We start from the raw sequence: 12,563 nt of genomic DNA on the forward strand, positions 1-12,563 counted from the left end.
ACAAACCCCACATCACCCAAAAACCCCTGAACCAACCCCAACACCCACCCCAACAACCCACCAACACCCCCCACACCAACCCCACCCCCATCCCCCAACCACACCACCACATCCACCCCACCACCCACCGGCAACACACCACCCACCCCCACCACCACCCACCCACCACCCCCAACAACACCCACCCGCTCCCACACCACCCCAAACAACCCACCATCCGCCACACCACCGGCGTCCCGGAGCGTCTGCCGGGCCACCGGCCGTAGCGCCAGTGAATCCACCGAGGCGACCGGCGTTCCCCTGCCGTCGGCGAGGGCGAGGCGGTAGGTGCCGGAGCCGGTCGGTGAGATCCGCGCGCGCAGCTCGGTCGGCCCGGTGGTACGGACGACCACCCCGCCCCAGGCGAACGGCAGATTGATGAGCTCCGGGTGGTCCGGGTCGGCGGCGGCGAGGACGAGCGGATGCAGCACCGCGTCCGTCAGGGCGGGGTGCAGGGTGTACCGTCCGGCTCCGGCCGTCTGCTGTTCGCCGAGCCGCAGTTCGGCGTAGAGGTCGTCGCCCGACCGCCACAGCGCGCGCAGCCCCTGGAAGGCGGGCCCGTAGGTGTAGCCGAGGGCGGCGAGCCGCTCGTAGACACCGTCGACCGGCTCCGGTGTCGCGCCCGGTGGCGGCCATGGCCGCAGGTCATCGTTCGCCGGGCCGGGCGCGGCCGGGCCCAGGGACCCGGAGGCATGCCGGGTCCAGGTCCGCCGATCGCCCGAGCCCGAGCCCGTGCCCGTGTCGGTGTCGGTGGGGTCGTCGGGGGCCGCGTGCACGGTGAACGCGCGGTGGGCGGTGTCGTCCGGGGCGGCGACGGTGATCTGGAGGCGTACGGCCCGGTCGTCCGGCAGGGCGAGCGGTGACTCCAGGGTGAGTTCGGCGATCGGGCCGGACGCGGTGTGTTCGGCGGCGGCGAGGGCGAGTTCGAGGAAGAGGGTCGCGGGCGCGAAGACCGTGCCGTCGATGCGGTGATCGGCCAGCCAGGGGTGGTCGCTCGACGAGAGCGTGCTGGTGAGTACGGTCTCGTCCCGGTCGGCGAGATCGACGGCCGTAGCGAGCAGTGGATGATCCGGGCGATCGTGCCCGGGGAGCACCCTGTCACCGCGTACCCCCGACGTCAGCCAGTAGCGCCGACGGCGGAAGGCGTAGGTGGGGAGGTCGACAGGGGTCGCGCCGGGGAAGAAGGCGGCCAGATCGGTCGGCGCTCCCGCCGTGTGGGCGCGGGCGAGCCCGGTGACGTACGCCTCGGCTTCGGGCCGTCCCGCGCGCTGAAGCGGTACGACGGCGATCCCGGCCCCGCCGATGGAGTCGGCCGCCATGGCCGTGAGGACGGCGTCGGGGCCCACTTCGAGGAGGACGGTGGTGCCCTCGGCCTCCAGGGCGCGCAGGGCGTCGAGGAAGCGGACGGGCTCGCGGATCTGCCGTACCCAGTACTCGGGTGAACACAGCTCCCCGGCGTCGGCGATCTCCCCGGTCACGGTGGAGACGAGCGGGATCCGTGGCGTGCGGTACGCGACGCTCTCGGCGACGGACCGGAAGGCGTCCAGGATCCCGTCCATATGTGGCGAGTGGAAGGCGTGGCTCACCGTGAGCCGGCGGGTCCGCCTGCCGCGTGCCTCCCAGGCCGCCGCGGCGGCATCGGCCGCTTCGGCGTCGCCGGAGAGCACCACGGCCTCGGGGCCGTTCACGGCGGCGACGACCAGACCGGTCCGGTCCTCCAGGAACCCTCCGGCTTCCGCCTCCGTCGCCTGTACGGCGATCATGGCGCCGCCCTCGGGGGCCCGCCGCATCAGCCGCCCGCGGGCGGTGACCAGCCGGGCGGCGTCGGCGAGCGACCAGAGGCCCGCGATATGCGCGGCGGCCAGTTCGCCGATGGAGTGACCGGCGACGTGGTCGGGGGTCGGACCGTGGTGTTCCAGCAGTCGGGCGAGGGCGACTTCGACGGCGAAGAGCGCGGGCTGGGCGTAGTCGGTCCGGTGCAGGAGGGCGATCTCCTCGGCACCCGGTGCGGGGGTGATCACCGAGGTCAACGGTCGGTCGAGGTATCTGTCCAGCTCCGCGCAGACGGCGTCGAAGGCCGCGGCGAAGACGGGGTGGGCCCGGTACAGCTCGCGGCCCATGCCGACGCGTTGTGCGCCCTGCCCGGTGAAGACGAACGCGGTACGCCCGGGACCGGCCGCGGTGCCGCGTACCACCCGGGGCGAATCCTCGCCCATCGCCAGGGCGTCGAGCCCGCTGAGCAGGTCTGCGGCGTCGCCGCCGATGACGACGGCCCGTTCCTCGAAGTCGGTACGGGTGGCGGCGAGGGCGTAGCCGATATCGGCGGGGTGTACGGGCCCGCCACCGCTCAGCCGGGTGTGCAGCCGGGCGGCTTGGGCACGCAGCGCCGCTCCGGTACGGCCCGACACCGGCCAGGGGACGGGGGCCGCCCCTGTGGTGGCCGTGGGAGTGGTCCCGGTGCCGGCCGCCGGGCCCGGCGCGGGCCGGGTCTCGGGAGGGGCCTGCTCGATGACGAGGTGGGCGTTGGTGCCGCTGATGCCGAAGGACGAGATCGCGGCCCGGCGCGGTCGGCCCGTCGCGGGCCAGGGTCGCTGTTCGGTGAGGAGCACGGCGGAGCCGGGTGTCCAGTCGACGTGCGGGGTGGGTTCGGTGATGTGGAGGCTGCGCGGGAGGATGCCGTGGCGCAGGGCTTCGACCATCTTGATGACGCCGCCGACGCCCGCCGCCGCCTGGGCGTGGCCGATATTGGACTTCAGGGTTCCGAGGTACACGGGTGCGTGGCCGTCGCGACGGCCGCTGCCGTAGGTGGCGATGAGGGCTTCGGCCTCGATCGGGTCGCCGATCCTGGTCCCGGTGCCGTGTGCCTCGACGGCGTCGATATCGGCGGGTGCCAGCCGTCCGTCGGCCAGGGCCTCCCGGATGACGCGCCGCTGGGAGGGGCCGTTGGGGGCGGTGAGTCCGTTGGAGGCGCCGTCCTGGTTGACGGCGCTGCCGCGGATCACGGCCAGCACCCGGTGGCCGTTGCGGCGCGCGTCGTCGAGGCGTTCCAGGAGGAGCAGGCCCGCGCCCTCCGCCCACGATGTGCCGTCCGCGTCCGCCGAGAACGCCTTGCTGCGGCCGTCGGGGGCGAGCCCGCCCTGCCGGGAGAACTCCACGAACATCCCGGGGGACGACATGACGGCGACACCGCCCGCGATCGCCAGGGACGATTCGCCCCAGCGCAGCGACCGTACGGCCATATGCAGGGCGACCAGGGACGACGAGCAGGCCGTGTCGACGGTGACGGCGGGTCCGATCAGTCCCAGGTGGTAGGCGACGCGGCCGGAGACGACGCTGGACGTGGTGCCGGTGAGGACGTGCCCCGCGGTGTCCTCGTCCGCCTCGTGCATCCGGGGGCCGTAGTCGAGGGCCGTGGCGCCGACGAAGACGGAGGTACGGCTGCCGTCGAGGGTCCGGGGGTCGATCCCGGCCCGTTCCACCGCCTCCCAGGAGGTTTCGAGGAGCAGTCGCTGCTGCGGGTCCATGCCGAGGGCCTCCCGTGGGGAGATCCCGAAGAACTCGGCGTCGAAGTCTCCCGCGTCATGGAGGAATCCGCCGTGGCGGACGGAGTCGTCGCCGATCCGGTCCGCGCGCAGGCCCCAGCCGCGGTCGGCGGGGAACTCCGAGACGGCGTCCACGCCGTCGGCGACCAGCCGCCACAGCTCCTCGGGGGAGGTGACCCCGCCGGGGTAGCGGCAGGCCATGCCGATGATCGCGACGGGTTCGGCGTCCCGTGCCGACGGGTGGCGCCGCTCCCCGGGCCGGTGTTCCTCCCCGGCTTCTCCCCCGGCCCCGAGCAGGCCGGTCAGATGAGCCGCGAGGGCGGTGGGCGTGGGGTGGTCGTAGAGGAGTCCGCCGGACAGGCGCAGCCCGGTGGCGGCGGAGAGCGCGGCGCCGAGCTGCTCGGCCGTCAGGGAGTCGAACCCCAGCTCCCCGAAGGTGCGGTGGGGTTCGATACGCCGTTCGTCGGTGTGTCCGAGGACGGTCGCGATATGGGAGGAGAGCAGGGCGGCGACGTCCCGTGGGCCGGGCGGCTGGTCCCCCGCCGCCGGGTCGGTGGTGGCCGGGGGCGTGCCGGGCATCGGCGCGGCGGGGGCGGCCGTGGTGTTGGGATCGGTGTCAGTGTCGGTGTCGGTGCCGGTGTCGAACCAGTGCCGTTCGCGTTGGAAGGCATAGGTGGGCAGGTCCGTACGGCGGGCCGCGGTACCGGTGTACGCGGCGCCCCAGTCGACCCGCCCGCCCCGTACGAACACGGTCGCCAGGGCGGCCAGCAGCGTTCGGGCCTCGGGGCGGTCGGCGCGCAGGGCGGAGACCTGGACCGCCGCCGCGCCGTCGCGTACCGATGCGGCGGCCATGGCCGAGCAGACGGCGTCGGGCCCGAGTTCGAGATAGGTGGTAACGCCCTCGGTCTCCAGGGCGCGTACGGCGTCGAGGAAACGGACCGGGCGGCGGATCTGGTCCACCCAGTAGCCGGGCGCGGTCATGAGGCCGTCGTCCGCCGGGAGGCCGGTGACGGTGGAGACGATCGGTGTGGTCGGCGAGGCGAACCGCAGGTTCGCCACGACCGCCCGGAACTCGTCCAGTACGGGCTCCATGAGCGGCGAGTGGAAGGCGTGGGAGACCCGGAGCCGGTTCGTCCTGCGACCCGCGGCGGCGAGCCGCTCCGCGACGTCGGCGGTGGGCCCGGCCTCCCCGGACAGGACGACGGCGCGGGGGCCGTTGACGGCGGCGACGACCACCCCGCGCGTCAGCAGGGGCCGCACCTCGTCCTCGGTCGCCTCCACCGCGATCATGGCGCCCCCGGCGGGCAGGCCCGCCATCAGCCGGCCCCGGGCGGCGACGAGGGCGCACGCGTCGGGGAGGGAGAGGATCCCGGCGGCGTGGGCGGCGGCGACCTCGCCCACGGAGTGCCCGGCGAGCAGGTCCGGCCGGAGGCCGAAGGACCGCACCAGACGGAACAGGGCGACCTCGACGGCGAACAGCGCGGGCTGGGTGAAGCGGGTGTCGTCCAGTCCGGCGCCGGAGCCGATCACTTCACCGAGGCTGCGGTCGAGCAGCGGGTCGAGATACCCGCTCACCTCGTCGAACGCGGTGGCGAACACGGGGTACGCCGCGTACAGCCCGGCTCCCATGAGCATCCGCTGGCCGCCCTGGCCGCCGAACAGGACGGCGAGACGTCCGGTGCGCGCCGTGCCGGACACCGCGTCCGACGAGGTGTTGCCGTCGGCCAGGGTGTCCAGTCCCGCCAGCAGTTCCTCCAGGATGCCGCCCGGGTCGCCGCTGCCGTCGGCGACGACGACGGCGCGGTGGTCGAACGCGGCGCGGGTCGTGGCGAGCGACCAGCCGATGTCGACGGGGTCCGCCCCGGTCCCCTCGGCGCGTACGGCGTCGCCCAGTCGGCGTGCCTGGGCGCGCAGGGCGGCGGCGCCCCGGCCCGAGACGACCCACGGCACCACCGCGGGGGCGTCGGTGCCCGGCTCACGCCCACCGCCGTCGGCGGGGGCGTCGGTGCCGGGAGCCGCGCCCACCACGACATGGCAGTTGGCGCCTCCCATCCCGAACGAGCTCACCCCGGCCACCAGGGGCCGGTCGGGGTGCGGCCACGGGGTGGCCGTGCGCTGTACGGCGAGCCCCAGGTCGTCGAAGGGGACGGCGGGGTTGGGGGTCTCGAAGTTACGGCTGGGGGGCAGCTCCCGGTGGTACAGGCCGAGGAGCGTCTTCAGGAGTCCGACGATGCCGGCCGCGCCTTCGAGATGGCCGACGTTGGTCTTCGCCGAGCCGATCCGCAGCCGGTCCCCGGCGGACCGGCCCGCGCCGAGGGCCGCGCCCAGGGCGGCGGCTTCGACCGGATCGCCGACGGGGGTGCCGCTGCCGTGCGCCTCGACGTACTGGACGCTCCGGGCGTCGATACCGGTGTCCTCGTACGCGCGGCGGATCACCTGCTCCTGGGCGGACCGGCTCGGTACGGTCAGGCCGGCGGTGGCTCCGTCGTTGTTGACGGCGCTGCCGTGCAGGACGCCGTAGATCCGGTCCCCGTCGGCCAGCGCCGTCTCCAGTGGTTTGAGGAACACGGCGGCGCCGCCCTCACCGGGGACGAAGCCGTTCGCCCGGGCGTCGAAGGCGTAGCAGATGCCGTCCGGGGAGACCGCGCCGAAACGTTCCTCGGTGACCCGCTGATCGGCGAGTACGCTCAGATTCACGCCCACGACGACGGCCGCCGTCGCCTCGCCCGACCGCAGGCTCTCACGGGCGAGGTGGACCGCGACGAGCGACGAGGACTGGGCGGTGTCGACGGTGAGGCTGGGTCCCCGCAGATCGAGATGGTGGGAGACCCGGTTGGCGATGACGGCCCGGCTGAGGCCGGCCATGCTGTACTGCGTGATCGCGTCGGTGCCCTGTCGGTAGACCAGCCTCGCGTAGTCGTCGCGGGAGGTGCCGACGAACACCCCGGTGCCGCTCCCGGCGAGCGTGCCGGGCACGGTACCCGCGTCCTCCAGCGCCTCCCAGGCCAGTTCGAGCGCGAGTCGCTGCTGGGGGTCCATGGCGGCCGCCTCCCGCGGCGACAGCCCGAAGAACCCGGCGTCGAAGGCGTCGACGTCCGTCAGGAATCCACCGCGCCGGCCGTCCGGCCCCTCGGCGACTCCGTCACCGCCGGAGCGCAGCAACTCCCAGAAGGCCCGCGGGCCGGACGCGCCCGGCAGTCGGCAGGACACCCCGACAACGGCCACGTCGGCGACGACAGCGATCTTCTTCATGATCGGGTGGGTTCCTTCATGGAGGTTCGACGGCGGCGATACGGCAGCGATACGGCGGCGATCGTGATGCGTCGGGCACGCGGATGACGTCGGGCACACGGCGGCGGGGGAACCCCGGAAGCGTGGGGAACGCGAAGGCGGACGCGGAGCAGTATCACCGGCAGGGACCCGCGGCCCGGTCTCACCCGGGTCATCGGCGCCTTGCGGAAGGCCGACGAGCGGGCGGTGAACCGATGGTGACGAGCCGGTGACGGACCGTCGGGTAGCGTCGGGCGGCATTCGGCCCTCCGCCCACGGGATTCCCGGTGGGCTCCGGTGGCCCGCCACCACGCCCGACACAGTGGGGAGCAGACCGATATGGCCCGTACGACCGACGCCGCCCCGGACGCCACCGCCGGTGCCGTGGAGCACGGCAGACGCTATCTACGGGCCTTCAACTCGGGCGATATCGACCGGCTCGACCCGCTGTACGCGGAGGACGCGATCTCCGTGTGGGAGCCGGGGAATCCGCTGACCGGGCAGGCCCGCAGGGACGCCCTCGCCGCCTTCCTCGCGCTCGGGCCGCGGATGACGGCCGTGCTCCGGGAGGCGTTCGTCACCGGTGACACGGCGCTGCTGATCGTCGACTGGTCCGTCGAGATCGCCGCGCCGGAGGGGACGGAGCTGATGGCGGGAACCGGTGTCGACGTCCTGCGGCTGGGGGCCGACGGCACCTGGCGCTTCGCGGTCGACAACCCGTTCGGCGGGGCGCCCCCACGACCGGAGTGACTCCCCATCCGGCCCGGGGAACGTCCGCTGACCGCCGGGAGACCGCGGGAAGAAGGGCGCGGCGGGGCAGGTCGTTACCGTCGGCGCATGACCTCAGACGCGCCATCGGCCGCGCATGAATCCGAACTCGCCGATCCGTTACTGCTCCAGTGGCTCGCCGCACTCGGCCTGGGTGTCGAGTATGTACGGGGGGAGGGCAACACCCTCTTCCTCACCGCCGACGACGGCACGGAGACCGCCGTCATCGACTACGCCGGCGGTTACGGCTCCCTCGTCCTGGGGCACAACCATCCCGGCATCGTGGCCGCCGCCCGCTCGTTCCTCGACGCGGGCACCCCGACGCTGGCACAGGGCTCCCGGCAGCCCGCCGCGAGCCGGGTCGCCGCCGTGCTGGACGGGATCGTCCGGCGGGAGTTCGGCACGGACGAGCCGTACTTCTCGGTCTTCTCCAACAGTGGCGCCGAATCCGTCGAAGTCGCCCTCAAGCACGCCGAGTTCGACCGGGGTCTGCGGATCCGGGCGATCCACGAGGAGATCGCCGGGCATCTCGACGCCGCGGCCGCCGCCGTACGGGCCGGTGAGGCCAAGCCGCCCGACGCGGTGTTCGAGGCCCTGGGCATCGGCGCGGCGGCGGAACCGGCCCCCGACACGCCGCACACCCCCGACGACGCCGGCGCCCCCGACAACGCCGCCGACAACGACACCTCCGATACCGGCGGGGAGTGGTGGGTACGGGCCGTCCTGCGGGAGAACGCCCGGCGCGCCGCCCGGCCGCCGCTCCTGCTCACCCTGGAGGGCTCCTTCCACGGCAAACTCATCGGCAGTGTCCAGCTGACCCACAACGCGGCGTACCGGACACCGTTCGAGGCGATGGCCCCGCCCGCCCGGTTCATTCCCTTCGACCGGCCGGAGGCCCTCGCCGGGGTCTTCGAGCGGGAGCGGGGCGTCCTGCTCGACGTCGTCGTGGAGAACGGAGAGGTCGGGGTGCGGGAGCGGGGCTTCCCCGTCTTCGCGGCGTTCGTGTGCGAGGTGATCCTGGGCGAGGGCGGCATCCGAAGGGTCACGCCGGGTGCCGCCGCGGAGATCCAGCGGGCCTGTGCCGCCGCCGACTGCCCGATCGTGGTGGACGAGATCCAGAGCGGCATGGGCCGTACGGGCGCCTTCTTCGCCAGTTCCCACATCGGTCTGCGGGCGGATTACTACACCCTCGCCAAAGGGCTGGGCGGCGGGCTCGCCAAGACGGCCGTGACCCTGATCCGGGGCGGCCGGTACCGTCCGGAGTTCGAGCTGGTCCACACCTCGACCTTCGCGAAGGACACCTTCTCGTCCACGATCGCGCTGCGGACGCTGGAGTTGCTGGAGGCCGACGACGGCCGGGCCTACCGGCTGGCGCGGGAGGGCGGAGAGCGGCTGACGGAAGTGTTCGACGCGCTGCGTGCGGCCTTCCCCGAGGTGGTCAAGGACGTCCGGGGGACCGGGCTGATGCTGGGTCTCGAACTCCACGACCAGTCAGGTTCGGTGATGGAGGCGGTACGCGACGCGGCCCGCTCGGGCACCTTCGGCTATCTCGTCGCCGGGTATCTGCTGCGCGTACACCGTATCCGGACCTTCCCCACCGCGAGCGCCGTGAACACCCTGCGCTTCGAGCCGTCGGTCCTGCTCACCGAAGAGGAGGTCCGGCGGTTGGACATCGCCCTCCGGGAGCTGTGCGAGGTCCTGCGGGAGGGCGACGAGCGGGCGTTCATCGGCGGGTGAGCGCGATCGGGGGGCTACGGCCGGCCGCCGGCCGGGGCCCTCAGCCCGAGGAGGGCTCTGATGGAGCGGCGGCGTTCGTCCGGCCGCAGGCCCGCGCCCCGGGCCAGTTGCCGCTGGAACCACCGTACGGCGCCGCGGTGCTCGCCAGGCTCGGACGACAGCAGACAGTCGATCAGCTCGTCGACGGCGGCGTCGGAGAGTGCGTCCAGGGTGAGGGTGGTGGCGTGAGGCTTCCCGCCGCCCCAGCCGGGCCTGCGCCGCAGCAGCCGCGGCCCGGCCGAGACCACGACGACGAGCGGCGCCCCCGCGGTGTCGGCCAGGCCGTCCACGAAGTCCAGCACCTCGTCGTCGGCGCGGTCGAGGTCGTCGACGACGAGGACGAGCGGCCGGGTCAGCTCCGTACGCTCCAGAAATTCCCGCCATTCGGCCAGTTCCGCCGCCGGGTCGTTCCCGGGGTCCGGAGGGGTGCGGGGATGGATGAACGGGACGAGGCAGGTCCTGAGCCACCTCAGCCGCTCCTCCGCGTCGTCGACCACCTGGCGGAACGCGTCGAGGAGTTTGTCCATCTGCCGCTGCGGAGGATCGTCCGGCAGGATCCCGCAGAGGGCGTTGACCAGCTCGCACTGGATGGCGTGCGCGCCGTTCGCGCCCGTACCCGGCGGTTCGGGGCCCGCGTCCCGGGGTCCTGCGGTGCCCGGCGCCGGGACCCGGTGGTGGGCCGGCCGCGCCAGACCGGCCGTCCGGCGTCCGAACTCGGCCAGCAGCCGCGACTTGCCCGTCCCCGCCTCGCCCAGCACGGTCACCAGCTGTGCGTGCGACCGTTGCCCGGACAGCTCCTCCAGGCCCCGCAGCAGCTCCAGCTCGGACTCGCGGTCGACGAGGGGGAGGGGGGACGGACCGTGTCCGACGGCCTCCCGGCGCACCCCGCCGACCGCCCACTCGCCGGGCCGGTCACCGCGGTGGTAGACCACGGCGGACTCCGTGGCCCGCCGGGTGTCGTCGCAGACCCTGATCTCGCCCGCGTGCGTGCGGGCGAGCAGGGCGCGTCCCCGGTCGAGCAGGGCGCCCGCGGCCGTCACCGGGGTGCCGTCGGCGAGCCGATGGCGTACGAGCGCCTCCCCGCTGACGACCGCGGTACGCAGGACGGGCCCGTCGGTCTGCCGCGCCGTACGGCCGGTGGCGCCGGTACGCGACTCGTCCCCGATCGTGAGCGATGCCATCACCGCGCACTCGGCCGCGTCGCCGTCCCGCTCCCGGCCGCCGAACACCGCCAGGGACACCGGGCCGTGGGTGGCGCTGACCCTGCCGCCGAAGTACTCGACGCTGTCCGTGATCAGGGCGGCGATATCCGTCGGCGGGCCGGCCGCGGCGCCCCCCGGGGCCGGGCAGGACCGCACCATGAGAACGCTCAGGGGTTCGCGTTCGCCGGTCGCGCCCCGTTCCCCGGCGGCGCCACGGCCGGGCGCGCGGCCGGAGGCCCGCCCGGGCCGCTCGTCGTGCCGGAAGGCGCGCTGGACCGGGATCGACGGTACCGCCCCGGGCTCGGTGCCCGCCGTCGGCGGGGCGGTGGCCGGGCCGCCCGGCGGGGGTGCTCCGCGCGGCGCGCGGGTCCCGGCGCGCTCGGCGCCGGTCAGAACGGGACGGCGTACGGCCGCCGGGGCGACGGTCCCCTCGTCCGCCGTACGATCGGCGTCGGCACGCTGGTCACCGTGGCGGTCCGGTCCACGGCCGGCCTCGAAGACCCCGCCGTCCGACGCCCACACAGGTGCCGGCACGGACACCGGCGCGGATGCGGATGCGGATGCGGATGCGGACGCGGACAGCAGGGCCGTGTCCCGGCCGCAGAGTTCCCAGGGGTGGACCGTCCCGGGCGGCAGCAGGGAGTCGTCGTGTTCCAGGATCGCCCGTTGAAGGCTCCGGAGCTCCCGGCCGGGCTCCAGACCGAACCCTTCCACGAGTGCCGTACGTACCGTGGTGTAGACGCCCAGCGCGTCCGCCTGGCGGCCGCTGCGGTAGAGCGCGAGCATCAGCTGTCCGGACGATCGTTCGCGCAGTGCCGTGCGCGCCACCATCGATTCCAGTTCCTCCAGCACGGCGAGATGGTGGCCGCAGGCCAGCTCGGCGTGGAAGTAGTCCTCCATCACGTTCCACCGGGCGTTCTGGGCGGCGACCAACTCCGGCCAGGCGAAGCCCGCTTCGACGAGGTCCGCCAGCACCGGTCCGCGCCACAGCCCGAGGGCGTCCCGCAGGACCCGCGCGGCCCGCCCCGGTTCTCCGGCCGCCAGGCCGGCCCGTCCTTCGTCCGCGCGACGGTGGAAACGGAAGAGATCGACGTCCTCGGGTTCGACGCGGAGCCGGTAGCCGGGGGACTTCGTGTCCAGGGCGGCCGTGACGCCGTCCGCCGGCGACGGCGTCCGGTTCAGTTCGCGCCGCAGGCCCCATACGGCGTTCTGCAGGATCTTCCGCGCCGACAACGGCGCGTCGTCGACGGACCACAGGGCGCCGATGAGCTGACTGGTCGCCACCACCCGGTTGGCGTGCAGCAGCAGGTACCCGAGGGTCGCCCTCCTCTTGATACCGCCGAGCGTCAGGGACCGGTCGCCGTCCAGTACTTCCATCGGCCCCAAGATCCGGAATTGCACGTGTTCCTCTCCCCGGTGCGCACAAGAAATATCGAACGGCATCCGACCGGAACCGAATAGAATTTCGACCTCGAATAGTGCAAGTCGCAAGTAAATTCATTACCATCGGCACACCCTTCATTCACCGCAGCGGAAAACCCTGCGAACGTTGGCCGAAAAGTCCCTGAAATCCATCCGGCACACCGCCGCGTCTCCGCGCGTCAACACGGCAGGCAACACGTCGCCATATCCGGGAAAGCGTGATGGACGAGAAGTGGACAAACCGTGACTGCCGCCACATCGCCGCACTTCAGGCAATCCACCGGCCCTCGATAAACGAGGGCGCACGCCGTGGGGCTCGCACTCCGGCGCCCACCGGGAACCACCGGCGCGCAGCTCCGCGCTCCGCCCGTTCCACCGTCCGGCCCGTCCTGCGCGGAACACCCGGTTACCGCCGTGTGAACGGGGCCAGGACGGCCGAATCCGATATCCGGCTAGGTTCGGATTCGGCAGCTTTGAATCCGGTGCCGCTTTACCGCTCCCACGGATCAGGAGAATCCACCCCGGCGAACCGCCGGGTGCCGTC

The 12,563-nt window shown here is 73.5% G+C and carries 4 protein-coding genes; 2 read left to right on the forward strand and 2 right to left on the reverse strand.

Annotated elements, in window-relative coordinates; genetic code table 11:
- Positions 1-6,833: type I polyketide synthase (locus ACFXG1_RS32110; protein WP_384745719.1), on the reverse strand; the 6,833-nt coding region annotated here is incomplete at its 3' end.
- 357 nt (positions 6,834-7,190) lie between these two features.
- Here ACFXG1_RS32110 and ACFXG1_RS32115 point away from each other — a divergent pair.
- Positions 7,191-7,601 (forward strand): YybH family protein, encoded by a 411-nt coding sequence (locus tag ACFXG1_RS32115; RefSeq protein ID WP_384718198.1) that lies wholly within the window; start codon positions 7,191-7,193, stop codon positions 7,599-7,601.
- An 87-nt stretch (positions 7,602-7,688) separates the two neighbouring features.
- The gene (locus ACFXG1_RS32120; RefSeq protein ID WP_384718200.1) at positions 7,689-9,356 is read left to right on the forward strand and encodes an aspartate aminotransferase family protein; all 1,668 of its coding nucleotides are present in this window, start codon (positions 7,689-7,691) and stop codon (positions 9,354-9,356) included.
- Between the two features lie 14 nt (positions 9,357-9,370).
- Here the strand turns inward: ACFXG1_RS32120 and ACFXG1_RS32125 are convergent, their stop codons facing one another.
- The gene (locus ACFXG1_RS32125; protein WP_384745721.1) at positions 9,371-11,974 is read right to left on the reverse strand and encodes a BTAD domain-containing putative transcriptional regulator; all 2,604 of its coding nucleotides are present in this window, start codon (positions 11,972-11,974) and stop codon (positions 9,371-9,373) included.
- Positions 11,975-12,563: the final 589 nt, after the last annotated feature.

This window comes from Streptomyces sp. NPDC059248 (genome assembly GCF_042753905.1).
Lineage (GTDB): Bacteria > Actinomycetota > Actinomycetes > Streptomycetales > Streptomycetaceae > Streptomyces.

Coding starts and splice junctions, on each gene's coding strand:
- ACFXG1_RS32115 (WP_384718198.1), top strand. CDS start 7,191: ATGGCCCGTACGACCGACGCCGCCCCGGACGCCACCGCCGGTGCCGTG.
- ACFXG1_RS32120 (WP_384718200.1), top strand. CDS start 7,689: ATGACCTCAGACGCGCCATCGGCCGCGCATGAATCCGAACTCGCCGAT.
- ACFXG1_RS32125 (WP_384745721.1), bottom strand. CDS start 11,974: ATGGAAGTACTGGACGGCGACCGGTCCCTGACGCTCGGCGGTATCAAG.